The sequence below is a fragment of the Marinobacter sp. LM1 genome, from assembly GCF_042763285.1.
Taxonomy (GTDB): Bacteria; Pseudomonadota; Gammaproteobacteria; order Pseudomonadales; family Oleiphilaceae; genus Marinobacter; species Marinobacter nauticus.
Genome location: NZ_CP114373.1, coordinates 1190466 through 1214357, shown reverse-complemented (window position 1 = coordinate 1214357; position 23892 = coordinate 1190466). Strand labels below are relative to the sequence as shown.

Genomic DNA, 23892 nt, shown 5'->3' with positions numbered 1-23892 from the left:
TCCGGAAATAAGCCCTTGCATCCGCCTGAAAACGTGGGTTAGATTCTACACACATTGTTCAACTCTATTCAGAGCAGATTGTCGATTCCATGAATCTCAACGCAGTTATGGTCCTTGTGAAGCTAGTCCTGGTGGTCGTGGTACCGTCCGGGGGCTTTTGCGTGGACAAGCGGGTGAGATAGCGACAACCTGACAACGACACCAGAAACCCCCGGCACCGCAAGGTCCCGGGGGTTTCTTTTTTTTTGCGGCAAAGAAAAAGGGAAAAACGACCATGAACGGCTCACAGCACATTCTTGCAGCGTTCCACCGCCACAACATCAGCACGGTTTTCGGGTATCCGGGTGGCTGCATCATGCCCCTGTACGACGCGCTGGTGGATGACGTGGGTGTGGGACATGTGCTGTGCCGTCACGAGCAGGCCTGTGCCCTGGCGGCGGATGGGTATGCCCGGGCCAGTGGCCAACTGGGAGTTTGTATTGCCACCTCCGGCCCCGGCGCCACCAACCTGATCACTGGCGTTGCCAATGCCTACATGGATTCCATCCCCCTGCTGGTGATCACCGGGCAGGTCCCCTCCGGATTGATTGGTACCGACGCCTTTCAGGAAACCGACATCCTTGGCATGACCCTGGGCATCGTCAAACACAGCTACCTGGTGGATGACCCCGAAGACCTGCCGGGCATCCTGGAGGAAGCCATTGGCCTGGCCCAGGCTGGCCGCCCCGGGCCGGTGTGGATTGATATTCCCAAAGACATTCTGTTGTCCGAGATTGAGGCTCCAGCCCCGGCCTGCACCGAGGCACCGCCAGCGGATTGCCCGGAGATCGGCCCGGCCCTGGCCATGCTGAGATCAGCCAGGCGGCCCCTGCTCTACAGCGGTGGTGGTGTGTCTCTGGCCGGAGCCGAAGACCGTTTTCGTACCTTTGCCGAAGTCTCGGGGCTGCCGGGCGTGGTTACCCTCAAAGGCATAGGCAACGCCGGCCGAAACAACCCGAATGATCTGGGCATGCTCGGCATGCACGGTTCCCGGGCGGCCAACAAGGCGGTTGACGAGTGCGACCTTCTGGTCGTGATCGGCGCCCGGCTGGATGACCGTGCCACCGGCAAGCTGGACGGGTTCGCGCCTAATGCCCGGATGATCCACGTTGATGCCGATGCCGCCGAGATCAACAAACTGCGGCCGGCAGACCTGTCTCTGCGTGGCGATCTGAACGCCATTCTGGCGGCATTGACCGATGCCATTGCGGCTGAGCCACTGGCTATCGACGCCTGGCAGAAACAATGCCGCACCTGGCATACCACCGGAGGCTTCCGTGCTGCAGACAATGAAGAACCTCTGGCGCCCATCACTGGCCCTGCGTTCATCCGTCAGCTTTCCGGCATCACCGGCGACGACACTGTCATCGCCTGCGATGTTGGCCAGCATCAGATGTGGGTTGCCCAGTATTACCAGTTCGCCCATCCACGCCACCACCTGACCAGTGGTGGTCTGGGCACCATGGGCTTCGGGCTTCCGGCGGCCATCGGCGCCCAGTTCTCGGACCGAACACGAACCGTCATCAACGTGACCGGTGATGGTTCGTTCATGATGAACGCACAGGAACTGGCCACCATACGGCGCTACAACCTGCCGTTGAAGCTGATCATTCTGGACAACCAGTGCCTGGGTATGGTTCGTCAGCAACAGGAACTGTTCTACAACAACCGCGAAAGCCAGATCGATCTGGATGACAATCCGGACTTTGTCGCTATGGCCCGGGCGTTCGATATCCCGGCCCTGCACATTGAGCGGACCGACCAGATCCGCCGCGGCATCGAAACCATTCTGGCGTACAACGGCCCGATGCTGCTGCACGTTGCCATCAGTCGTGAAGAGAACGTCTGGCCCATCGTCAAAGCCGGCGCCAGCAACAAGGAAATGATTGACGAACCCCGTAAAACGAACAGCCGCAAGGAGCAGGTAGCATGAATCCGAATCATGAAAGCGCCAGTCAACGATATACCCTGAATTGCCGCATGAACCAGGAAGCGGCAGCTCTGGAGCGGCTGTGCCGGGTGGTACGGGTGCGCGGCTTCCGTATTTCCAGGATGGCCATGGAATCAACTGGCGATACCCTCGACATTGCCCTCACGCTGGAGGGTTCCCGGCCAGTTGCTATGCTTCAATCTCAGCTGGAGAAACTGCATACCGTTGCCGGAGTTGAACTTGTCTCCGATACCATGGCACGGTCGCGATCGGCTTGAAACGACGGAGAGGGATAACGCATGACAACCGATAAACGACGCCGACACTCGGCACCGGTGGTAGACGGCATCAACAAGTCCGCCAGCCGGGCCATGCTCCGGGCCGTGGGTTTTACCGACGAGGATTTCCGAAAACCCCAGATTGGCATTGCCTCCACCTGGAGCAACCTCACGCCCTGCAACATGCACATTGACGGCCTGGCCCGGGAGGCCGCCAAGGGTGCCGACGGAGCCGGCGGCAAGAGCCTGATCTTCAACACCATCACTATCTCTGATGGCATCGCCAACGGCACCGAGGGCATGAAGTATTCCCTGGTGTCGCGCGAGGTGATTGCCGATTCCATTGAGACCGTGGCCGGCTGTGAGGGCTTCGACGGACTGGTCGCCATCGGTGGCTGCGACAAGAACATGCCGGGCTGCATGATGGGCCTGGCCCGGCTGAACCGGCCCTCGGTCTTCGTTTACGGCGGCACCATCATGCCCGGCGAAAACCATACCGACATCATCTCCGTGTTTGAGGCGGTGGGCGCCCATGCCCGCGGTAACATGGAGCTGATCGAAGTCAAACAGATCGAGGAAACCGCGATTCCCGGCCCAGGCTCCTGTGGCGGCATGTACACCGCCAACACCATGGCCTCCGCCATTGAGGCCATGGGCATGAGCCTGCCAGGCAGCTCGGCCCAGAACGCCGTTTCCGACAGCAAACTGGCGGATTGCGAAGCCGCAGGCGCCGCGGTGCTGAAACTGCTGGAAGCCGATATCAAGCCCTCCGACATCATGACCCGGGAAGCGTTCGAGAACGCCATCACCGTGGTGATCGCGCTGGGCGGTTCCACCAACGCCGTGCTTCACCTTCTGGGTATGGCCAGTACCGTGGGAGTGGAGCTGTCACTGGACGATTTCGTACGCATCGGCAAACAGGTACCGGTCCTGGCAGACCTTCGCCCCTCCGGCCTCTACATGATGTCCGAGCTGGTGGCCATTGGCGGCATTCAACCGCTAATGAAGATGCTGCTCGACCGGGGGCTGCTGCACGGGGACTGCCTCACGGTGACCGGCAAGACCCTGGCAGAAAACCTCGAGACCGTGGTGCCCTACCCCGAAGACCAGCAGATCATCCACGCCTTCGACAACCCGATCAAAGCCGACAGCCATTTGCGCATTCTCTACGGCAACCTGGCTCCGGAAGGCTCGGTGGCGAAAATCACTGGCAAGGAAGGCACCCATTTCTCCGGCCGCGCCCGTGTCTTTCACTCGGAAGAGGAGGCCCAGGCACGCATCCTGGACGGCACCGTGGTGGCCGGCGACGTGCTGGTGATCCGATACGAAGGCCCCAAGGGCGGGCCCGGCATGCGGGAAATGCTCAGCCCCACCTCGGCGATTATGGGCAAAGGTCTTGGCAGCGATGTAGCCTTGATTACCGACGGCCGCTTCTCCGGTGGCAGTCATGGTTTTGTGGTTGGCCATATCACACCAGAGGCCGCCGTGGGCGGGCCAATTGCGCTGGTGGAAGACGGCGACACCATCACCATTGATGCCGTGAGCAACTCGATTGTGCTGGAAATCTCTGACGCGGAAATGGAAAAACGGCGCAAAGCCTGGACGCCGCCAGAACCCAGATTTACCCGGGGCGTGCTGGCCAAGTATGCCCGTGTGGTGAGCTCTGCATCTACTGGGGCCGTAACAGATCTGCCTTAGTGGGGCTTGGGTTCCCAGCCTTCTCGTCTAGGGGCAGGTACGGGGGTATGGGGTATTTTTTCTTCGGGAAAAAGAACTCGCTTCGCTCAGACACCTTTTTCCTGTCAGAAAAAATACCCCATACCCCCTACCGACGTGCATCACTGGTATACCCCTAATGCCCGTCGGCGCGGGGTGGTCGGTGGATTTTTCGCCGGAAAAAGGTGTCTGAGCGAAGCGAGTTCTTTTTACAAGAAAAATCCACCGGCCATCCCGCAAGCCCGCCCCAGAGCTGACAGGCTACAGGGGAAATAAGCCGATCAGATCAGTTCAATAGCCACAGCCGTACCCTCACCCCCGCCGATGCAGAGTGAAGCCACGCCGCGCTTGAGCCCTCGCTGTTTCAGCGCATTGATCAGGGTGACGATAATCCGGGAGCCGGACGAGCCGATCGGATGCCCCAGCGCGCAGGCACCGCCGTGCACGTTGACCTTCTCCGCAGGAAGCTTCAGCTCATTGATCGCCGCCAGGGTGACCACGGCAAAGGCTTCGTTGATCTCGAACAGATCCACATCATCCACATTCCAGCCTGCTTTCTTCAGCACCTTTTCGATGGAACCGATGGGCGCGAGGGTGAATTCAGCCGGTAAGCGGGCGTGAGTCGCATGCGCCACTATGCGGGCCTGCGGAGTCAGGCCCCGGGCATCGGCTTCGGCGGCGGAGGCCAGTACCAGCGCGGAAGCACCATCACTTATGGAGCTGGAGTTGGCGGCGGTGACAGAGCCGTCCCTGGCGAACGCGGGTTTAAGGTGTGGAATTTTTTCCGGTTTGGCGTTGCCCGGTTGTTCATCGGTATCCACTTCGGTGTCGCCGCCCCGGCCCGGGACGGTTACCGGTACGATTTCGTCCCGGAACCAGCCGTTTTCGATGGCCGCCAGGGATTTCTGCAGGGAGCCGATGGCGAATTCATCCATAGCCTGGCGGGTGATGTCGAATTTGTCTGCCGTGCGCTGGGCGAATACGCCCATCAGGCCACCCTCGTAGGCATCCTCCAGACCGTCCAGGAACATGCTGTCGAGTACCTGGCCATGGCCCATGCGCATGCCGGCACGGGCTTTCGGCAACAGGTACGGTGCCTGGCTCATGTTTTCCATGCCGCCGGCGATCATGATGTTGTTGGTGCCAGCTTTGATCTGGTCGTGGGCCATGATGACGGCCTGCATGCCGGAGCCGCACATTTTGTTGATGGTGGTACAACCTGAGCTGTCCGGGATGCCAGAGGCCCTCGAGGCCTGGCGGGCTGGTGCCTGGCCCAGCCCCCCGGGCAGTACGCAGCCCATGATCACTTCCTGGATGTCTGCCGGCTGAAGGCCGGAGCGTTCAATGGCTGCCTTAATGGCGACGGCGCCCAGGTCCGGTGAACGTACCGAGCTCAGGGAGCCCATCATTCCGCCCATGGGGGTTCGGGCGGAGCCTGCTATTACTATATCGTTTGAGCTCATGGTGACTGTCCTCATTTTTTGGTGAGCGGTCGGGTGCGGGGAGGCCTTTCAGAAACACGCTGTAAATACATCCCTGTACGCTCGACAAAAGCCATCCATGGCTTTTGACGGTTCCTGAAAGGCCTCCCCGCACCCGCCCGGTCAACGTCTATATCTGTCCGAAAAAGTGATAGGGGATTAGCGACCTAAAACCGACCGGGCAATGATTTCCTTCATTACTTCCGAGGTGCCGCCATAAATCCGCTGCACCCGGGCATCAATAAAGTTCCTGGAAATCGGGTACTCCGTGGTGTAGCCATAGCCGCCAAACAGCTGCAAACAGCCATCAGCAACACGACACTGCATCTCGGTAGCGCTGTACTTGGCCATGGACGCCGTGGGGGCATCCAATTTGCCCTGTTCGTATTCCCGAATGCACTGATCCACAAACGCTTTGTTGATGCGGTAATCCGTTTCCATGCGGGCAATTTCGAAGCGTGTGTTCTGCAACTGACTGAGCTTTTGGCCAAACAGCTCACGCTCCTGGGCATACTGGATGGTCATGTCCAGCGAGCCCCGGGCCGCTGCCACACCCAGCGCTCCGATCACCAGTCGCTCACGGGGCAATTCGCGCATCAGGTAAACGAAACCCTGTCCTTCCTCGCCCAGCAACGCCGAGGCAGGTATGCGCATGTCGGAGAAAAACAGCTCGGAGGTATCGCCAGAGTGCTGGCCAATCTTGTCCAGGTTCCGGCCTTTGCTGAATCCTGGCAACGACGTATCGACCAGAAACAGGCTGATCCCTTTGGCTCCGGCTTTGGGATCGGTTTTGGCGGCGACGATCACCATATCGGCGTGTTGGCCGTTGGTGATGAAGGTCTTGGAGCCATTGAGGATGTAGTCGTCGCCGTCTTTCACAGCGCTGGTGCGCATGGCCTGCAAGTCGCTGCCGGCGCCCGGCTCGGTCATGGCGATGGCGCCTACCGCCTCACCTGATACCATCTTCGGCAGCCACTGCTGTTTCTGCTCTTCATTGCCGATATGGCTGAGGTAGGGCGCGACAATGTCGGAATGCACCATCACGTTGGTGGAAAGCGCACCGAATCCCAGCCGGGCAAGCTCCTCACCCACCACGACCGAGTACTGGAAGGGTGCACCGCAGCCGCCGCAGTCTTCCGGCACATCGACACACAGCATGCCTGCATCGCCCAGAGTGTTCCAAAGCTCCCGTGGCACAATGCCGCTTTTCTCCCAGGCCTCGTAATGCGGGGCCACTTCGGTTTCCAGAGCCTTGATCACAGACTCCCGGAAAAGAGCCAGTTCTTCCTGATCGACAGGGTTAGTCATATCACTCACCTGTGGTTACCGGTTCGCTTTTGGCGAACACCATTACAGAAACCTGCTTTTGGCAGGTTATTCCAATGTCACTTTGGCGCCATCCGCAGGGCACAATCAAGCCGGATGACTTCGCCATTCAGAATCGGGTTGCGCACCATCTGGTCCACCATCATCCCGAACTCTTCCGGCTTACCGAGGCGTTTCGGGAACGGCAACGTGGCTGCAAGGCTGTCCTGCACTTCCTGGGGCATACCCGCCAGCATTGGTGTCATAAACAGGCCAGGAGCAATGGTATTCACCCGAATCCCTTCACGGGCCAGCTCGCGGGCCGCCTGCAGGGTCAGGGACACCACACCGCCTTTGGATGCGCTGTAAGCCGCCTGGCCAATCTGGCCTTCGTAGGCAGCAACCGAAGCGGTATTGATGATGACACCGCGCTCGCCGTCACCGTTCGGTTCCCGTTGCGCCATATCGGCAGCCGCCAGCCGCAAGATATTGAAGGTGCCGATCAGATTAACCTGGACCACCTTGCTAAAGCTTTCCAGCGGCATCACACCTTCCCGGCCCAGAATCTTGGCCGCCGGCGCAATACCCGCGCAGTTCACGGCGACACCGCAGGGGCCGTGAGCCTCTCGCGCAGCAGTAACAGCAGCCTCAGCACTGTCGGCCGAGGTCACATCGCAATGCAGGAAGATACCGCCGAGCTCAGCCGCAACCTTTTCGCCCTGCTCCTTGTTCACATCAAGAATCGCAACCTTGCAGCCAGCCGCCGCCAGAGCACGGGCAGCGCCCTCACCCAGACCGGAGGCACCGCCTGTTACAATTGCCGGCACATTCTGGAATTCCATCGGGTACTCCTTATTAACAATGATCGAAGTCTGATCCGCGGGTATCCATTCGGACCACAAAAACACTTTACGTTTACGTAAACTTTAACTAACCTTGGTGAAAAAAGGAAATCCGTCATGAGCGAAAAACGAACTTTCAGTATCAGCGAGCTTTCCCAGGAGTTCGATGTAACCACCCGGAGCATCCGGTTCTATGAAGACCAGGGGCTGCTCAAGCCCACCCGGCGCGGGCAAACCCGGATCTTCAGCACCAAGGACCGCGTTCGCTTGAAGCTGATTCTCCGGGGCAAGCGCATGGGCTTTTCCCTGGCCGAAACGAAAGAACTGTTCGACCTCTGGGACGAAACGCTGACCGGCAATGAAAAGCAGTTGCTGAAGATGCTGGAAATCCTCAGCGCAAGACGGGAACAGCTGGAACAGCAGAAAGAAGACATCGCCATGGCAGAAATGGAAATGGATACCGCCGAAGCGCGGTGCCGCGAGGCCCTGACCGAACTGCAGAAGAAAAAGGAAGAGCAGGGCCTGACGACGAACACCAAAGAAACCGCTGTCAGCAAATAGCACCTGGCAGCCAACGGATACCCGACGTTAAAAACAAAAAGGTAGCAATCGATGAAATCACAGTACTCAGAGCTCAATTTCGGCCTCGGCGAGACCCTGGACATGCTCCGGGAACAGGTGAACAACTTCGCCGCCACCGAAATCGCCCCGCGGGCCGAGGAAATCGACAAAAACAACGAATTCCCCATGGACCTATGGCGCAAACTGGGCGACATGGGCCTGCTGGGCATTACCGTCAGCGAAGAGTACGGCGGCTCCGACATGGGCTATGTGGCTCACGTCATCGCCATGGAAGAAATCAGCCGCGCCTCGGCCTCCGTTGGCCTCTCTTACGGTGCCCACTCCAACCTGTGCGTGAACCAGATTCACCGCAACGGCACCGAAGAACAAAAGCAGAAATACCTGCCCAAGCTGGTCACCGGTGAACACATCGGCGCCCTGGCCATGTCCGAGCCCAACGCCGGCTCCGACGTAATCTCCATGAAACTCCACGCCCGCGACGAAGGCGACCACTACGTCCTCAACGGCAACAAAATGTGGATCACCAACGGTCCGGACGCACACACTTACGTTATCTACGCCAAGACCGACCCGAAAGGCGGTTCGAAAGGCGTCACCGCCTTTATCGTAGAGCGCGACTACCCGGGCTTCAGCCGTCACCAGAAACTCGACAAACTCGGCATGCGCGGCTCCAACACCTGTGAACTGGTGTTCCAGGACTGCAAAGTTCCCAAAGAAAACGTCCTGGGCGGCGTGGGCAACGGTGCCAAAGTCCTCATGAGCGGCCTCGACTACGAACGCCTCGTCCTCTCCGGCGGCCCACTGGGCATCATGCAGGCTGCTATGGATGTGGTCGTCCCCTACATCCGCGAGCGTAAACAATTCGGCCAGGCCATCGGTGAATTCGAACTGGTACAGGGCAAAGTCGCCGACATGTACACCTGGATGAACACCGCGAAATCCTACGTCTACATGGTGGCCCAGTCCGCCGACCGAGGCGAAACCACCCGCAAAGACGCCGCCGGCGCCATCCTCTACTCCGCCGAAATGGCCACCAAACTGGCCCTGGACGCCATCCAACTGCTGGGCGGCAACGGCTACATCAACGAATACCCGACCGGCCGCCTGCTGCGGGACGCGAAACTCTACGAAATCGGCGCTGGAACGTCTGAAATCCGACGGATGCTGATCGGTCGCGAGCTGTTCCTGAACAAGTAACGACGCACAGAGTCCAGCTCCAATTGTACGACTAGGGCCTGGAGGGGTGTCGTTCCGAAAATTTCGGAGGCCATGGATGGCCGGAGAGAAGCGCACATGGATGTGCTCGTAGCGGTTTTCGGAACGACACCCCTCCAGGCCCGTGCCCCCAACCCGAGGGACCACGGAACATGACGATACTCCAAAGCAAAATCAACCCAAGGTCCGACGAATTCCAGGCCAACCACCAGGCCATGCAACAAGCCGTCGCCGACCTCCGGGAAAAAGTCGAAAAGATCCACCAGGGCGGCGGCCCCGACTACCAGAAGCGCCACACCGACAGAGGCAAACTCCTGCCTCGCGAGCGCATCAACACCCTCATCGACGAAGGCTCCCCCTTCCTCGAAATCAGCCAGTTCGCCGCCTACAACGTCTATAAGGAAGAAGTGCCTGCCGCTGGCGTCATCGCCGGCATCGGCCGCGTCTCCGGCACCGAGTGCATGATTATCGCCAACGACGCCACCGTCAAAGGCGGCACCTACTTCCCGCTGACCGTGAAAAAACACCTGCGGGCCCAGGAAATCGCCATGGCCAACCGCCTGCCCTGCATCTACCTGGTGGATTCCGGTGGCGCCAACCTGCCCCAACAGGACGAAGTCTTCCCCGACCGCGACCACTTCGGCCGCATCTTCTACAACCAGGCCCGTATGAGCGCAGACGACATTCCCCAGATCGCCGTCGTCATGGGCCTGTGTACCGCCGGGGGCGCCTACGTGCCCGCCATGGCCGACGAATCCATCATCGTCCGTAACCAGGGCACCATCTTCCTGGCCGGCCCACCTCTGGTAAAAGCCGCCACAGGTGAAGTGGTCAGCGCGGAAGACCTGGGGGGCGCAGACGTGCATTGTAAAATCTCCGGTGTCGCCGACCACTACGCCGAGAATGATGCCCACGGCCTGGAAATCGCCCGCCGCTGCGTGGCCAACCTGAACCGTCGCAAACCAGTACCGGTTGAGGTCCAGAAGCCCCGCGCCCCGCTGTACGATCAGGAAGAAATCTACGGCATCGTCGGCACCGACCTGCGCAAGCAGTTTGATGCGCGCGACGTCATCGCCCGCATCGTAGACGGCTCAGAATTCGACGAATTCAAGCGTTACTACGGCTCCACCCTGGTAACCGGGTTTGCCCACATCCACGGCTACCCCGTGGGCATCATCGCCAACAACGGCATCCTGTTCAGCGAATCCGCCCAGAAAGGCGCGCACTTTATTGAACTGTGCTGCCAGCGAAACATACCGCTTCTGTTCCTGCAGAACATCACCGGCTTCATGGTCGGCCAGAAGTACGAAGCTGAGGGCATCGCCAAACACGGCGCCAAGATGGTGATGGCCGTGGCCTGTGCCAACGTGCCCAAGATTACCGTTCTGATTGGCGGTAGCTACGGCGCCGGCAACTACGGCATGTGTGGCCGCGCCTACAGCCCGGACTTCCTGTGGATGTGGCCGAATGCCCGGATCTCCGTCATGGGCGGCGAACAGGCAGCCGGCGTGCTGGCGCAGGTGCGCCGGGAAGGCCTCGAGCGTAAAGGCCAGAGCTGGAGCGCGGAGGAAGAAGCCGAGTTCAAGAAGCCCATTACCGAAACCTACGAACACCAGGGCCACCCCTACTACGCCAGCGCCCGCCTGTGGGATGACGGCGTGATCGACCCGGCCCAGACCCGGGAAGTGGTTGCCCTGAGCCTGTCTGCCACCCTCAACCGGCCCGCCAGGCCAACGCGCTTCGGCGTGTTCCGCATGTAAAGGAGCGCAGCCATGTCACAGCAAGACACAGCGGTTCTGCTGCACCAACGGGGCGATGGCGTCTCGGAAGTGGTGTTGAACCGCCCGGACAAACGCAATGCCTTCGACGACGTGATCATCCAGCAGCTGATTCAGGCACTGGAACACGTGGACCGGGATGAGCAAACCCAGATTGTTATCCTGCGCTCAGAGGGCAAACACTTTTCTGCCGGTGCCGACCTGGGCTGGATGCGCCGCATGGCGGACAACACCCGCCAGGAAAACCTGGACGACTCCCGGGAACTGGCCCGTCTGATGAACACCCTGAACCACCTGTCCAAGCCCGTGATCGGCCTGGTGCAGGGCGCGGCCTTCGGCGGCGCGGTCGGCCTAGCGGCCTGCTGCGACATCGTGCTGGCCACTGAAAAAGCCAGCTTCTGCCTGAGCGAAGTCAAACTCGGCCTGATTCCGGCCGTGATCAGCCCCTATGTGGTGCGAGCCATCGGCGAACGTCAGGCCCGGCGCTACTTCCTGTCGGCGGAAGTCTTCAGTGCTCAGGAGGCGCAGCACTACGGCCTGGTTCACCTGGTGTGCGAAGACGAACAGGCCATGCACCAGCGTTGCGACGAGCTGCTACTGCAACTTGCGCTGAACGGTCCCGAAGCCATGAAAGCAGCCAAAGAACTGGTCTTTGCGGTCAGCCACAAGACCATCACCTCCGAAGTGATTGACGACACCGCGCAGCGCATCGCTGATATTCGTGTGGGCGAAGAAGGCCAGGAAGGGCTTAGCGCTTTCCTGAACAAACGAAAGGCCAGTTGGATTCCGGAGACACAATAATGTTTAACAAGATCCTGATAGCCAACCGGGGCGAAATCGCCTGCCGGATCATCCAGACGGCCCATCGAATGGGCATCCGTTGCGTAGCGGTCTATTCCGAAGCCGACGCCAACGCCCGGCACGTGGCCATGGCCGATGAGGCCTTCTACATCGGCCCCGCCCCCAGCTCTGAGAGCTACCTGCGGGCCGACAAGATTATCGAGATTGCCAAAGAAAGCGGTGCCCAGGCTATCCACCCGGGGTACGGCTTCCTGTCTGAAAACACCGACTTCGCAGAAGCCTGCGAAGCCAACGATATCGTCTTCATCGGCCCGCCCTCTTCCGCCATCGCCGCCATGGGCTCCAAGTCCGCGGCAAAAGCGATCATGGAAGACGCCGGTGTACCGCTGGTGCCGGGCTACCACGGCAAGGACCAGTCGCCGGACTTGCTGCGGGCTGAAGCCGAAAAATGCGGTTTCCCGCTGCTGCTGAAAGCGGTTGCCGGCGGTGGCGGCAAAGGCATGCGGGTGGTCGAAAACATGGCCGAATTCGACGATGCCCTGGCCGCGGCCCAGCGCGAGGCAAAAAATGCGTTCGGCAACCCGGACATGCTGATCGAGCGCTACCTGACCCAGCCACGCCATGTCGAAATCCAGGTGTTCTGCGATCAATCCGGCAACGGCATCTATCTGGCCGAGCGGGACTGCTCCGTGCAGCGCCGGCACCAGAAAGTGCTGGAAGAAGCGCCCGCCCCCGGCCTCAGTGAAGACACCCGCAAAGCCATGGGCGAAGCCGCGGTGCGGGCGGCCCAGGCCATCAACTACGTGGGCGCCGGCACCGTCGAGTTTCTGTACGACGTGGACGGTTCCTTCTTCTTCATGGAAATGAATACCCGCCTGCAGGTAGAACACCCGGTCACCGAAATGGTCACCGGCCAGGATCTGGTGGAATGGCAACTGAAAGTGGCCTGGGGTGAGCCCCTGCCGCTGACCCAGGACCAGGTAAAGACCCGTGGCCACGCCATCGAGGCGCGTATCTACGCCGAAGATCCGGATCAGGACTTCCTGCCAGCCACCGGAACCCTGCGTTACCTCAGCACTCCGGATGAGTCTGCCCACGTGCGGGTAGATACCGGCGTGACCGAAGGCGATGAAATCAGCATCCACTACGACCCGATGATTGCCAAACTCATCGTGTGGGACGAGACCCGCGAACAGGCGGTCAACCGCATGGTTCAGGCCCTGGAGCACTACCGTATCGCCGGGCTGAAAACCAATATCCGGTTCCTGCACGCGGCGGTGGATGCGCAGCCATTCCGCGAAGCCGAACTGACCACCAACTTCATTGCCACTCACAACGACCTGCTGTTCCCGAAATCCAGACTGGATCTGGACAAGGCACTGGTGCTTGCCGCTGGATTCATCCTGGAGCAACGCAAATCAGCGGAACCGGTTACCGGCGATCCCTGGTCGCCGTTCGGCCGCAAGAACAGCTGGCGCATGAACTCCGAATACGCCCAGCCTCTCACCCTTCAGGTGGGCGACGATAAACACGAGCTCAAGATCCTGGAACGGGATGACCGCTACCAGGTGTTCGTGGGCGGCAGCGTGTACCACCTGAACGCCAAACTGAATGACGATTACCTGCAGGCGGTGATCAACGGCCACCGGCTAAGCGTGCACGGCAACCTGCACAACGAAGAACTGGTGCTCTTCTACGAGGGCGATACCTTCAAGTGCACCGTATACCGGGAAACCTACGGGTTTGAGGAAATGGCCAGCGAAGGCAGCCTGGCGGCGCCCATGAACGGCTCCGTAGTGGCGATTCAGGCCCAGGTAGGCGACAAGGTAACGGCCGGCCAGACGCTGGTGATCATGGAAGCCATGAAAATGGAACACGCCATCAAGGCGCCCGCCGATGGTGTGGTTTCCGAGATTTTCTACGCCGAGGGTGACCAGGTGGCCGAGGGTGCGGAACTCATCGCCATCGACACCGGGGAGGCAGAATAATGGCCTTTCCGAAGCAGGCTCGGTTGGTGGAAATGAGCCCCAGGGACGGGCTTCAGAATGAGCCCGGCGATGTGATCGCCACCGAGGTCAAAACCGGCCTGATCGACCGGCTGGCCGATTGCGGTCTCAGTCACATCGAGGCCGCCAGCTTCGTATCACCCAAATGGGTGCCGCAAATGGGCGACGCGGCCGCAGTGATGGCCGGCATCACCCGTAAACCCGGCGTTCGCTACTCGGCCCTCACCCCGAACCTGAAAGGATTCGAGGGCGCCCTGGCGGCCGGGGCCGACGAAGTAGCGGTATTCGGTGCGGCATCGGAGTCCTTCACCCAAAAGAACATCAACTGCACGATTGCTGAAAGCCTGGAGCGCTTTGCACCGGTGGTTGAAGAAGCCCGCAAACACGGCATTCCCGTACGCGGTTACGTGTCTACCGTGATGGGCTGCCCGTACGAGGGCGATATCCAACCGGCACAAGTGGCCACCGTGGCCAAGGCCCTGTACGACATGGGCTGTCACGAAATATCCCTGGGCGACACCATCGGCGTGGGTACGCCCCTGAAAGCCAAGCGGATGCTCGAAGCCGTGGCCGCCCATGTGCCCATGGACAAACTGGCGGCGCATTTCCACGACACCTATGGCCAGGCCCTGGCCAACCTGTACGCAGTACTGGAAGAGGGCGTAAGCGTGATTGACGCCTCTGTGGCCGGTCTGGGCGGCTGCCCTTATGCCAAAGGGGCATCTGGCAACGTAGCCACCGAAGACGTGCTATACCTGCTTAACGGCCTGGGCATCGATACCGGCGTGGATCTGAACAAGCTGGTGAAAACCGGCGACTGGATCTGCGCGCAACTGAAACGTCATAACGGCTCTAAAGTGGGCCAGGCACTCGGGGGCCTGTGCCAGTAACTTTCCAGCCCTCAACTACAAAAACAATGGAGGCAGAGACATGAGCAAGACTCTCCCAAGTTACACCAGCGGTATCGCAGAAAAGCCACTGCTGGGCATGACCATCGGCGATATGCTGGACCGCACCGCCCAACAGTTTCCCGACAACGAGGCTCTGGTGTGCCTGCACCAGGACATTCGCTGGACTTACAAAGAGTTCGTCGACAAGGTAAACGAAGCGGCCCGGGCGTTCATGGCCATCGGCGTCAAGCGTGGCGACCGCGTGGGCATCTGGTCACCCAACCGCTACGAATGGACCGTTACCCAGTTTGCGACTGCGAAAGTAGGCGCCATTCTGGTAAACATCAACCCGGCCTACGGTGTTCACGAGCTGAAGTACGCCATGAATCTGGCCGGCATCAGCGTTCTGGTTACCGCCGACAGCTTCAAAACCTCCAACTACCGGGAGATGATCTACGAGCTGGCCCCGGAACTGAAGCGCAGCGCACCCGGTAAACTCAAAGCTGACAACGTCCCCGATCTCCGGGCGGTCATTAACGTACACCCGGATAACCACGAGGGTATGTGGACCTGGCAGGATTTCCTGGGCTTTGCCGGCGACGTATCAGAGGCGGACCTTGCCAAGCGTCAGGATGAGCTGCAGTTCGACGACCCCATCAATATCCAGTTCACCTCCGGTACCACCGGCAACCCGAAAGGCGCCACGCTCACCCACCACAACATTCTGAACAACGGCTATTTTGTTGGTGAAAGCCAGCGCCTGACCGAGAACGACCGGCTGGTGATTCCAGTGCCGCTCTACCATTGCTTCGGCATGGTGATGGGCAACCTGGGCTGCATCACCCATGGCACCGCCATGATCTACCCGAGCGAAGGCTTTGACCCGAAAACCGTACTCCAGGCGGTCCACCAGGAAAAAGCCACGGCCTTGTACGGTGTCCCCACCATGTTCATCGCCGAACTGGCCGACCCGGAGTTCGACAGCTACGACCTTTCCACCCTGCGCACCGGCATCATGGCAGGTTCCATCTGCCCCGCCGAAGTCATGAAGAAGGTCAACGGCAAAATGCACATGAAAGAAGTGCAGATTGCCTACGGCATGACGGAAACCAGCCCGGTTTCCACCCAGACCAGTTCCCTCGACCCGTTCGAGAAGCAGGTCACCACCGTGGGCCGCACCCAGCCGCACCTGGAAACCAAGATTGTCGACCCGGGCACAGGCAACGTCATGCCCCGAGGTGAGATTGGCGAACTATGTACCCGCGGCTACAGCGTAATGCTGAAGTACTGGAACAACGAGGAAAAGACCCGCGAAGCCATCGACGATGCCGGCTGGATGCACACCGGCGACCTGGCGACCATGGACGAGGATGGTTACATCCAGATCGTGGGCCGCATCAAGGACATGGTGATCCGCGGTGGTGAAAACATCTACCCGAAAGAGATCGAAGAGTTCCTCTACACTCACCCGGCCATTGAAGAGGTGCAGGTAACCGGTATTCCGGACGAGAAGTACGGTGAAGAGCTGATTGCCTGGGTGAAACTGCGGCCCGATGCAGACCCGGTAACCGCAGAGGACCTGCAGGCCTTCTGCAAGGGCAAGATCGCCCACTTCAAGATTCCCAAAAACTACAAGTTTGTGGATGCCTTCCCGATGACCGTGACCGGGAAGATCCAGAAGTTCAAGATGCGGGAAATCTCGATTGAGGAAATGGGACTGAAGCAATAATCGAATACCGCCCAACCCCAGGAAACCCGGCCACGGCCGGGTTTCTGCTATCAGTGAAACCTAATGCTTGCTCATACGCTTGTACCGGTAGGGCTCACCCTCTTCATTCTGCAGTTGATAATCGTAGGCAGCCTGGAGCCCGGTTTCGTCTTCCGTCTCCTCCTCCGGTTCCTGCTCCAGACAGCGCGGGTATAGAGGTGAAAACATGGCCACGACAATGCCAATGGCGCAGAAGAACCCAAAGGCATCGGCATACCCCACCTGCCCCACCAGCATACCGACCACAGGCGAGCCCGCTGCCTGTCCCAGAGACACCGCCATGAATGGCAGCACCGGCCCCATGGACAGCCGCCCCGGTAACAAACGAATCCCTGTCATCAGGTACAGCCCGGTCAGACTCATATAGGCCAGGCCGAACACCAGGGCTGAAAACGCTGCCAGCGGCAGGTTGTCTGGACTGGCAGCCAACAGAGCCAGGCTCGCCGCAAGCATCATCAACATCAATGCCTGGGTGATCGGCGGGTTATTGCGGTCTGCCAGATCGGCAACCACGGCACCACCCAGGCCAGCAACCCCGACGCCCAGCCCCAGTGACAGGGCTCCGGCCGACTGACTGATCAAAGCAAGTCCGACTACCCCAAAAACGCCGGAGGCCATCGCCGTATTTCGGGCGCCGAGACGGTCGGCACACCAGGGCGCCACCAACGAAGCCAGGGCAAAACTGATCAGAGGGAGTGCACCGATGATACCGATCACATGGGGCGACAAAGACAGATCCGCACGAATGGGCGGAACGAACAGGCCGAATGCAAAGCGCGCAAGGCCGAAGCTGATCGCAATCAACCCTGCGCCCAGTAATGCGAATGCTGTGCTTGAGGGAAACCTCATGCCACCTCCGCTGACTGAAAAGCATGGTGAACCATGTATTCAAATGTCAGCGTAGTCGCCAACCTCAGCCAGCGGCAACTTTGAGTTGCTCTGCCAGTTCGTCGTCCAACACATTGGCACGTTTAGCCGCTGGCCGGCTTTCCAGTCTGTCGGTGTACTCCCGGAACACATCGAGCCTGGGGATGTTTTCCTGCATCATTTCCCACCAAAGGTAACTACTCACCAGCACATCTGCAGCCGTGAACTGATCACCGCAGATATAGGGAGTTTTTGCCAGCGCTTGTTCCAGTACCTTAATACTGTCATTGACTGGCCCACACCCTACAGCCTGCTCGTTGCTGCTATCTATCCGCCAATCATAAGCGATGGCGCTGCTCGCCATTTCAAAAGGCCCCGCCATAAAAAACAGCCAGCGGTAATACCCGCCACGCTCCGGTGCGTGGAGCCCGGGAGCCAGATTCTTTTCCGGGAACCGATCGGCCAGCCAGGCACAGATCGCGGCGACTTCAGTCACCACCACGTCGCCATGCTTGATAGCGGGCACCTTGCCCATCGGGTTAATGGCCAGGTATTCCGGCCCTTTCATATCCCCGCCAAACTCCAGTGTTTTCACCGTATAATCGGCACCCACTTCCTCCAGCATCCATCGAACCACGCGCCCACGGGACATGGGATGGGTATAGAACGTCAGATCTGACATATTGATCTCCTTTTCCTGCCAGTTGTTTTCATGATTGTGTGTACTGCAGCGCCAGCTTATGCGGCAACTAGGCAAGAATCCGTCCTAAATAAATGAAATAATTCGTGCCATCATCTGACGGCTGATTCAGCTCCCCGGAGGCGCCCATGTCTGGCCCAACCACCCGTGTATTGACTGTTCTGGAACTACTTCAGGCTCATGGCCAGTTGGGCGGAGGGGAGTTAGCGCAACGGCTGGGCGTAAACCGGCGCACGGTTCGGCGCTACATCCGGATACTGGAGGATCTGGGTATCCCTGTGATGACAGAACAGGGGCGCTACGGTGGGTATAGACTGGTGGCGGGCTTCAAACTACCGCCGATGATGTTCACCAACGAGGAAACGCTGGCGATCTCGCTGGGCCTGCTTTCCGCGAAGCAACTTGGATTGACCGATGCAGCGCCCGCCATTGCGAGTGTTCAGGCCAAACTGGAGCGGGTAATGCCCGACAAGCTGAAAAGTCGGGCTCGGGCCATCAGCGAGACAGCCAGAGTAATCCTGCCGCGCAAAGAGCCCAATCTGGATGAACATGCACTGGACACACTGGCCACTGCCACAGAAACCGCTCGTTCAGTCCATTTCATATACCACGCTCCACAACACCCGGAAATGGAGCGGAAAATCGACCCCTACGGCCTGGTTTTCAGACAGGGGCGCTGGTATGTCACGGGGTTTTGCCATCTCCGATCGGCCATGCGCTCATTCCGACTGGACCGAATCAGCGAGGTTCAGCTGCTCGCAGACCGCTTCACACGGCCTGCAGATTTTGATGCCGCGGAATTCCTGCACCAGAGCTTCATGGCCTGGAACAATACCCACGCGGTATCCCTGACCTTTCATACCGATCCTGCAACGCTAGCCTCATTATTTGATCCCGGCGAATACTGCCGTGATGGCATTCAGCAAACTGCCGATGGGCTTTTGATGGAAACCCACGTCGACAGCTTCGAGTGGTTCGCCAGCTGGCTCGCCCAGCTGACCTTTGCTTTCACCATTCATTCCCCTGCTGAGCTCAAACACGCGGTAAAGGCGCACGCCACTCGCCTTCTGGATAGTTGCCGATAGCCGTCGTCGATTTCGACCATTCCCAACCGACTAGACTCATAGACACAAACCAAACGTCCAGGAGGGTTATTGCCATGACACATCCGAGAAATACCATTTGCCTCTGGTTCAACGGCCAGGCTGAGGAGGCCGCTCAGTTTTATACCAGCATCTTCCCCGATTCCTCAGTCGGCAGGATATTGCGCGCACCCGGGGATTATCCCGCCGGATCCAGGGGCGACATCTTAACGGTTGAATTTACGGTGCTTGGCGTTCCCTGCCTTGGGCTCAACGGCGGCCCCGCCTTCCAGCATAACGAGGCCTTCTCTTTCCAGATTGCGACTTGGGATCAGGAAGAAACAGATCGCTATTGGCATGCCATAGTCGATAACGGGGGCGAGGAAAGTGCGTGCGGATGGTGCAAAGACAAGTGGGGACTTTCGTGGCAGATAACCCCTGTGGCCCTTACCGGGGCGATCAATAACCCGGACCCCAATGTTGCCAAGCGTGCCTTCGACGCCATGATGACCATGGGAAAAATCGATATTGCTGCAATCGAGGCAGCGGTTGGCCCCTGAGAGCCACACCTGGATCAAGTGATGGGAGCAAGAAACGCCACTGGCTGGTCGATTGACGCTTTGCAGCCAGAGCTAACGGGTAAAGTCTTCGACTTCCTCATAGTGCATCACTGAAACGCGCTCCCCCAGTGCCCGCATGCCGACCATCTGCGCAGGGTTTTCCCCGCTCCAGAATGCTTTCCAGCTTTCCACGGAATCCCATTTCGCGACGGTGAGCACCTCGGTTTTGTCCTCAGGACTGCGGAGCATAAAGCTACCCAGGGCTCCGGGCACGGTTTCATGGATATGGTTGGTGGTGCGAACCCAAACCTTCTTGAAGTCCGCGAAGTTCTCTTCCTTAACTTTCCAACGATAAACAACCCGAATCATACTGCCTCCTGCAGTTCCCTGGAAATCCCGAGGAGCTTATGGTCATTCAGGAGTCCTGAGCGGCCACTGCACAACCTTTTTAAACCCGTCCACGTGGATTTTACTAGACGTCATATCCCATGCTCTCGATCTTATCGAGCAGCAATCCATGGCCGTTTAGATAGATTGAGATTCTAATCGTCCTCCCATGGCGAAAACGAAGAACGTACCAATGCAGATGCTTGTTAAAGCTTATGCTTCTTAACTCGCTCCACGTAAACCGCCGTTTACCCTGCCAAAGGCTTTGAAACGTCAGGGACTCATCATCAAAGCAACCTCTGGTCCAGATCACCTCGGCCCATCCATAAATCGCGAAGGCGCCAAACATCTCCAACATCAGGATGATGGGGATATCCTGACCGCCATGGTCAACAAAAAACAACAACCAGAGCATTCCTGCCGCAATCAGCGTAGACGCCAAGCTGGTCAATATAAGGAACCAACCGAAGAAAAGCTTACCGCCGGTCTCAGCAGTTGATGATCTCTTTGCCGCATTGCTGACGATATAGTAGGTCAGAAAACTACCCACCACGCTGATTACAATCTTAGCCAAGACTTCCATGTTTGCTTTGAATCCAAATAGTTACAGGCGGGAGAACCCAGAGATCACCTTCAGCGGCTCAATGCCCCCCGAACCTGGAGATGGAATTACCAATTACCTACCCCGCTGTTGCCAAGCCTGCCTTCGACACCATGATGACCATTGGAAAAATCGATATTGCTGCTATCAAAAAGTTCAGTGGAGGCTAGGAGTCTGCGCGGCAGAAGCTACATTCTGGCACAATAGATCAAAATTCTTCAGCAACAGGATGACTGATGGGAACCACTTTCCGCCCGTATTCGCCTGGCCAGGAACTGCTTCTTCCCCCGAGCCTGAACGAGTGGCTGCCTGAGGGGCATCTGGCCTATTTTGTCAGTGATGTCGTCGAGGAGTTGGATTTAAGTGCGTTTTATGCCCGCTACGAGGGCAACGGCCGACGCAACTCGCCCTTCGATCCACGAATGATGCTGAAGATTTTGATCTACGCCTACGCCACCGGCGTTTTCTCTTCACGCAAGATCGCCCGGAAGCTGGAAGAAGACGTGGCCTTCCGGGTTCTGGCGGCAGGCAACTTCCCCAGGCATCGCACGATCTGTGATTTCCGCAAACACCATTTGGTTGCCTTCAAGGCCGTGTTTATTCAGGTGGTCCGGATTGCCCGGGAAGCGGAGCTGATCACGCTGGGAACACTGGCGATTGATGGCACCAAGGTTCGGGCTAATGCCAGCAAGCATAAGGCCATGAGCTATGGCCGCATGGGCGAGGAAGGCGATCGTTTATCGAAAGAGATCGATGCACTTTGTCGTCAGGCACGTCAGACAGACCAGTCGGAAGACCGACAGTTCGGCCCGGATAACCGGGGTGATGAACTGCCTGAAGAGCTTCAGTACCGGCAGGCGCGGCTGGAAAAGATTCGTGCTGCCAAAGAGAAATTGGAAGCAGACCAGAAAGAGCGGGACAAGGCTCGGGGTCGGTCCCCGGACGATGATCGGCGCTCACCTCGCGGGGGCCCGAACTTCAAGCGGGATTACGGGGTTCCGGATGACAAGGATCAGAGCAATTTTACCGATCCGCAAAGCCGGATTATGAAAACGGCGGACGGGTTCCAGCAATGCTACAACGGCCAGTTGGCCGTGGATGGTGAATTCCAGCTGATTGTCGCCAACCACCTGGGCAATAATCCCAGTGACAATGGCTGTCTGATACCACTGCTGGATCAGGCAAAAGACACTCTGGAAACCTATCCGGATCAGTGTCTGGCTGACGCGGGTTACCGTAAAGAAGAAGATCTACAGACCCTGGAAGACAAAAGCATCGACGGCTATGTCTCGCTGCGTCGGGAGGGCAAGAAGAGTTCAGAGATAGACGCGAGCCGTTATCCGGCCAGCGCCCGGATGGCCGGGAAGCTGGCCACGGCAACCGGGCGATCGGTTTACGCTCAGCGCAAGCATCTGGTTGAGGCGGTCAACGGCTGGATCAAGCATGTTCTGGGCTTCCGACAGTTCAGTCTGCGGGGCCTTCACGCCGTGCAGGGTGAATGGGATCTGGTCTGTCTGTCGCTTAATCTCAGGCGGATGAGTTCACTGATGAGGCTGAAATAGAGGGTCCGAGGGATCCTTGGGCGTACTGAGTGATCGGACTACGATAACGCATTCGCTGATAACCGTCTTGACTGACTGAATAGAGAGAATCGAGACTCTATTCGGCTGGATATTGTGGATACGTTCTCGGGCCGAACTGTGATTCGACGCGGCGGGGTCACTTGCTCAAAATACTTCTGCCGCGCAGACTCCTAGAACGGGCTACAACATACTATCAAGCGTTTCCAAGCTTTCAGGCCCGCCGGCCAATCGCACACACCGAGCCGATTCTTCTTCCCAGGATGCAGCAGACTCTGTGTGAAGATGAACAGATATCTTCGACGTAAGAGTCTCTTCCAACAAACCAGCAGGAATCCAGACCATCCCGCTGTCCCTCAGACTATTAGGAACCGGACTGCCACAGACCGAGCAAAAATCGCTTCTGAACCCACTGGGCTTCTTGTAACTGCGTATACCACTCTCACCGGAAACCCACCGAAAGGCATGCTCATTTACAAAAGTTGCGGCATTCGCCGCCGCTCCAGTGGCTTTTCGGCAGAGCGAACAGTGGCACTGATAGAGGTTTCGGATTTCCTCTGTGATTTCAAACTTTACATTTCCACAGAGACATTCGCCCTTCATAGATCATTCCTTTCGCCAGCTGCCCCGTTCCCGGACTAATACCTCATCTCGGTTACGTATAACTTCAAGCAATCCATCCTGATGCACGTAGTACGTGGTATTTCCATTCTCAAACTTATACCCAAGAAAACGGCAGGGAGTATCGCCGTCGGCACAGAGTGTGTGCCAGGAACTCCCTTCCAGCATGATGCTATTTCCTGTTGCCTTGCTTGTACCGTGATAGGTCATTTGGTCGCACGAAACCTCGCCTTCAGCGCAGCGAGATTCTATATTGACGATGAACCTCTCTGTTGCCAGCTCCGCCGCCGAGGCAGAAAACGAAAAAAAAGCGATGACAATGAGCTTTTTCATATGCCGCTTAACCCGTTGATTACGAGGGGCCGCTCACCGACCAGGGATGCACCGTCTGCATGACCATTCTTCCCCGAGGGGCGAGCAACGGCCTGAGGGCCTCCAGCAACTCGGCCACGTCTTCATGCAGGATCGAGAAGTTCACAGACACCACATCAAAGTCGCGGCCTATCTTCCGGGCATCGTCGACAAGCTCAGAATAGGTACAGACGTGGAATCGTCCTCCCCCAAGAGACCGGGCCGCTTCAATCAACCCGGGTGAGCCATCCACCCCGACGCAGTCAACACCATGCCTGGCGAGCGCCCGTACCAGCCAACCTTCTCCGCACCCCAAGTCAAGCACCCGCCTCGGTTGTTGGGCGAGCACGGCGTTGACCATGGACTGGTCGGTCACCAGGCGGCGACTCTCGATATCGCCGTCGCGTACCGCCGCTGTCCAGAGTTCGGCGTTCGTTATCCAGCTCTGCGCCAACTCGGATGGTTTATTGGAGCTGCTGCTCATTCAGAATTCCCGCGTGCCACCAAGCATG

At 58.5% G+C, this 23892-nt stretch carries 23 protein-coding genes; 13 read left to right on the top strand and 10 right to left on the bottom strand.

The window, feature by feature from the left end:
* Positions 1–274: 274 nt before the first annotated feature.
* Genes ilvG through ilvD form a run of 3 tightly spaced genes read left to right on the top strand, consistent with a single transcriptional unit; the run spans position 275 to position 3945 of the window.
* Positions 275–1972 carry an acetolactate synthase 2 catalytic subunit gene (gene ilvG / locus OZ656_RS05675; RefSeq protein ID WP_226597218.1) on the top strand — a complete coding sequence of 566 codons (1698 nt, stop codon included), beginning with the start codon at positions 275–277 and terminating at the stop codon, positions 1970–1972.
* On the top strand, positions 1969–2247 hold the full coding sequence (locus tag OZ656_RS05670) for an ACT domain-containing protein (protein WP_278350148.1): 279 nt from the start codon (positions 1969–1971) through the stop codon (positions 2245–2247). Before ilvG ends, OZ656_RS05670 begins: the two co-directional genes overlap by 4 nt.
* 21 nt (positions 2248–2268) lie before the next feature.
* The gene (gene ilvD / locus OZ656_RS05665; protein WP_278350149.1) at positions 2269–3945 is read left to right on the top strand and encodes a dihydroxy-acid dehydratase; all 1677 of its coding nucleotides are present in this window, start codon (positions 2269–2271) and stop codon (positions 3943–3945) included.
* 299 nt (positions 3946–4244) lie between these two features.
* On the opposite strand, the gene OZ656_RS05660 is transcribed toward ilvD, so the two are convergent.
* The 3 genes from OZ656_RS05660 to OZ656_RS05650 all read right to left on the bottom strand — a co-directional run bounded on the left by OZ656_RS05660 (position 4245) and on the right by OZ656_RS05650 (position 7591).
* Positions 4245–5426 carry an acetyl-CoA C-acyltransferase gene (locus OZ656_RS05660; protein WP_379945049.1) on the bottom strand — a complete coding sequence of 394 codons (1182 nt, stop codon included), beginning with the start codon at positions 5424–5426 and terminating at the stop codon, positions 4245–4247.
* 177 nt (positions 5427–5603) lie between these two features.
* On the bottom strand, positions 5604–6752 hold the full coding sequence (locus tag OZ656_RS05655; protein ID WP_199453401.1) for an acyl-CoA dehydrogenase family protein: 1149 nt from the start codon (positions 6750–6752) through the stop codon (positions 5604–5606).
* 77 nt (positions 6753–6829) lie between these two features.
* A complete protein-coding gene (locus OZ656_RS05650; protein WP_121206981.1) occupies positions 6830–7591 on the bottom strand; it encodes a 3-hydroxyacyl-CoA dehydrogenase in 762 nt (253 codons plus the stop codon).
* A gap of 117 nt (positions 7592–7708) precedes the next feature.
* Here OZ656_RS05650 and OZ656_RS05645 point away from each other — a divergent pair, with 117 nt between their 5' ends.
* The 7 genes from OZ656_RS05645 (at position 7709) to OZ656_RS05615 (ending at position 16592) form a co-directional block, all read left to right on the top strand.
* Positions 7709–8152, top strand: coding sequence for a MerR family DNA-binding transcriptional regulator (locus OZ656_RS05645; protein ID WP_011785591.1), 444 nt, complete (start codon positions 7709–7711; stop codon positions 8150–8152).
* A 51-nt stretch (positions 8153–8203) separates the two neighbouring features.
* The gene (locus OZ656_RS05640; protein WP_014420930.1) at positions 8204–9370 is read left to right on the top strand and encodes an isovaleryl-CoA dehydrogenase; all 1167 of its coding nucleotides are present in this window, start codon (positions 8204–8206) and stop codon (positions 9368–9370) included.
* Between the two features lie 170 nt (positions 9371–9540).
* Positions 9541–11148, top strand: a complete 1608-nt coding sequence (locus OZ656_RS05635) for a carboxyl transferase domain-containing protein (RefSeq protein WP_379945047.1) — start codon at positions 9541–9543, stop codon at positions 11146–11148.
* 12 nt (positions 11149–11160) lie between these two features.
* On the top strand, positions 11161–11967 hold the full coding sequence (locus OZ656_RS05630; protein WP_014420928.1) for an enoyl-CoA hydratase-related protein: 807 nt from the start codon (positions 11161–11163) through the stop codon (positions 11965–11967).
* Positions 11967–13955: an acetyl/propionyl/methylcrotonyl-CoA carboxylase subunit alpha gene (locus OZ656_RS05625; protein WP_014420927.1), complete on the top strand. Its 1989-nt coding sequence runs from the start codon at positions 11967–11969 to the stop codon at positions 13953–13955. The genes OZ656_RS05630 and OZ656_RS05625 overlap by 1 nt, the downstream gene beginning before the upstream one ends.
* On the top strand, positions 13955–14863 hold the full coding sequence (locus OZ656_RS05620) for a hydroxymethylglutaryl-CoA lyase (protein WP_199453403.1): 909 nt from the start codon (positions 13955–13957) through the stop codon (positions 14861–14863). The genes OZ656_RS05625 and OZ656_RS05620 overlap by 1 nt, the downstream gene beginning before the upstream one ends.
* Positions 14864–14903: 40 nt before the next feature.
* Complete coding sequence (locus tag OZ656_RS05615) at positions 14904–16592, top strand: AMP-binding protein (RefSeq protein ID WP_014420925.1); 1689 nt, start codon at positions 14904–14906, stop codon at positions 16590–16592.
* A gap of 60 nt (positions 16593–16652) precedes the next feature.
* Here the strand turns inward: OZ656_RS05615 and OZ656_RS05610 are convergent, their stop codons facing one another.
* Entirely contained in the window at positions 16653–17480 is an 828-nt protein-coding gene (locus OZ656_RS05610) for a hypothetical protein (RefSeq protein WP_303293382.1), read from the bottom strand.
* 64 nt (positions 17481–17544) lie between these two features.
* Positions 17545–18180 (bottom strand): glutathione S-transferase family protein, encoded by a 636-nt coding sequence (locus OZ656_RS05605; RefSeq protein WP_303293381.1) that lies wholly within the window; start codon positions 18178–18180, stop codon positions 17545–17547.
* A 146-nt stretch (positions 18181–18326) separates the two neighbouring features.
* Here OZ656_RS05605 and OZ656_RS05600 point away from each other — a divergent pair, with 146 nt between their 5' ends.
* Positions 18327–19283, top strand: coding sequence for a YafY family protein (locus tag OZ656_RS05600; RefSeq protein ID WP_303293380.1), 957 nt, complete (start codon positions 18327–18329; stop codon positions 19281–19283).
* Positions 19284–19357: 74 nt separating this feature from the next.
* Positions 19358–19840, top strand: a complete 483-nt coding sequence (locus OZ656_RS05595) for a VOC family protein (protein WP_303293379.1) — start codon at positions 19358–19360, stop codon at positions 19838–19840.
* Positions 19841–19912: 72 nt separating this feature from the next.
* Here OZ656_RS05595 and OZ656_RS05590 read toward each other — a convergent pair whose 3' ends face one another.
* The gene (locus OZ656_RS05590) at positions 19913–20209 is read right to left on the bottom strand and encodes an antibiotic biosynthesis monooxygenase (protein ID WP_113878842.1); all 297 of its coding nucleotides are present in this window, start codon (positions 20207–20209) and stop codon (positions 19913–19915) included.
* A 103-nt stretch (positions 20210–20312) separates the two neighbouring features.
* Complete coding sequence (locus OZ656_RS05585) at positions 20313–20810, bottom strand: PH domain-containing protein (protein ID WP_023010739.1); 498 nt, start codon at positions 20808–20810, stop codon at positions 20313–20315.
* Positions 20811–21064: 254 nt separating this feature from the next.
* On the opposite strand from OZ656_RS05585, the gene OZ656_RS05580 reads away from it, so the two are divergent.
* On the top strand, positions 21065–22390 hold the full coding sequence (locus OZ656_RS05580) for an IS1182 family transposase (protein WP_075196030.1): 1326 nt from the start codon (positions 21065–21067) through the stop codon (positions 22388–22390).
* Between the two features lie 201 nt (positions 22391–22591).
* On the opposite strand, the gene OZ656_RS05575 is transcribed toward OZ656_RS05580, so the two are convergent.
* Genes OZ656_RS05575 through OZ656_RS05565 form a run of 3 tightly spaced genes read right to left on the bottom strand, consistent with a single transcriptional unit; the run spans position 22592 to position 23864 of the window.
* Positions 22592–23011: a GFA family protein gene (locus tag OZ656_RS05575; RefSeq protein WP_222447693.1), complete on the bottom strand. Its 420-nt coding sequence runs from the start codon at positions 23009–23011 to the stop codon at positions 22592–22594.
* Between the two features lie 3 nt (positions 23012–23014).
* On the bottom strand, positions 23015–23362 hold the full coding sequence (locus OZ656_RS05570) for a hypothetical protein (protein ID WP_303293378.1): 348 nt from the start codon (positions 23360–23362) through the stop codon (positions 23015–23017).
* A gap of 19 nt (positions 23363–23381) precedes the next feature.
* Positions 23382–23864 (bottom strand): bifunctional 2-polyprenyl-6-hydroxyphenol methylase/3-demethylubiquinol 3-O-methyltransferase UbiG, encoded by a 483-nt coding sequence (locus OZ656_RS05565; RefSeq protein ID WP_303293377.1) that lies wholly within the window; start codon positions 23862–23864, stop codon positions 23382–23384.
* Positions 23865–23892: the final 28 nt, after the last annotated feature.

Coding starts and splice junctions, on each gene's coding strand:
- ilvG (WP_226597218.1), top strand. CDS start 275: ATGAACGGCTCACAGCACATTCTTGCAGCGTTCCACCGCCACAACATC.
- OZ656_RS05670 (WP_278350148.1), top strand. CDS start 1,969: ATGAATCCGAATCATGAAAGCGCCAGTCAACGATATACCCTGAATTGC.
- ilvD (WP_278350149.1), top strand. CDS start 2,269: ATGACAACCGATAAACGACGCCGACACTCGGCACCGGTGGTAGACGGC.
- OZ656_RS05660 (WP_379945049.1), bottom strand. CDS start 5,426: ATGAGCTCAAACGATATAGTAATAGCAGGCTCCGCCCGAACCCCCATG.
- OZ656_RS05655 (WP_199453401.1), bottom strand. CDS start 6,752: ATGACTAACCCTGTCGATCAGGAAGAACTGGCTCTTTTCCGGGAGTCT.
- OZ656_RS05650 (WP_121206981.1), bottom strand. CDS start 7,591: ATGGAATTCCAGAATGTGCCGGCAATTGTAACAGGCGGTGCCTCCGGT.
- OZ656_RS05645 (WP_011785591.1), top strand. CDS start 7,709: ATGAGCGAAAAACGAACTTTCAGTATCAGCGAGCTTTCCCAGGAGTTC.
- OZ656_RS05640 (WP_014420930.1), top strand. CDS start 8,204: ATGAAATCACAGTACTCAGAGCTCAATTTCGGCCTCGGCGAGACCCTG.
- OZ656_RS05635 (WP_379945047.1), top strand. CDS start 9,541: ATGACGATACTCCAAAGCAAAATCAACCCAAGGTCCGACGAATTCCAG.
- OZ656_RS05630 (WP_014420928.1), top strand. CDS start 11,161: ATGTCACAGCAAGACACAGCGGTTCTGCTGCACCAACGGGGCGATGGC.
- OZ656_RS05625 (WP_014420927.1), top strand. CDS start 11,967: ATGTTTAACAAGATCCTGATAGCCAACCGGGGCGAAATCGCCTGCCGG.
- OZ656_RS05620 (WP_199453403.1), top strand. CDS start 13,955: ATGGCCTTTCCGAAGCAGGCTCGGTTGGTGGAAATGAGCCCCAGGGAC.
- OZ656_RS05615 (WP_014420925.1), top strand. CDS start 14,904: ATGAGCAAGACTCTCCCAAGTTACACCAGCGGTATCGCAGAAAAGCCA.
- OZ656_RS05610 (WP_303293382.1), bottom strand. CDS start 17,480: ATGAGGTTTCCCTCAAGCACAGCATTCGCATTACTGGGCGCAGGGTTG.
- OZ656_RS05605 (WP_303293381.1), bottom strand. CDS start 18,180: ATGTCAGATCTGACGTTCTATACCCATCCCATGTCCCGTGGGCGCGTG.
- OZ656_RS05600 (WP_303293380.1), top strand. CDS start 18,327: ATGTCTGGCCCAACCACCCGTGTATTGACTGTTCTGGAACTACTTCAG.
- OZ656_RS05595 (WP_303293379.1), top strand. CDS start 19,358: ATGACACATCCGAGAAATACCATTTGCCTCTGGTTCAACGGCCAGGCT.
- OZ656_RS05590 (WP_113878842.1), bottom strand. CDS start 20,209: ATGATTCGGGTTGTTTATCGTTGGAAAGTTAAGGAAGAGAACTTCGCG.
- OZ656_RS05585 (WP_023010739.1), bottom strand. CDS start 20,810: ATGGAAGTCTTGGCTAAGATTGTAATCAGCGTGGTGGGTAGTTTTCTG.
- OZ656_RS05580 (WP_075196030.1), top strand. CDS start 21,065: ATGGGAACCACTTTCCGCCCGTATTCGCCTGGCCAGGAACTGCTTCTT.
- OZ656_RS05575 (WP_222447693.1), bottom strand. CDS start 23,011: ATGAAGGGCGAATGTCTCTGTGGAAATGTAAAGTTTGAAATCACAGAG.
- OZ656_RS05570 (WP_303293378.1), bottom strand. CDS start 23,362: ATGAAAAAGCTCATTGTCATCGCTTTTTTTTCGTTTTCTGCCTCGGCG.
- OZ656_RS05565 (WP_303293377.1), bottom strand. CDS start 23,864: ATGAGCAGCAGCTCCAATAAACCATCCGAGTTGGCGCAGAGCTGGATA.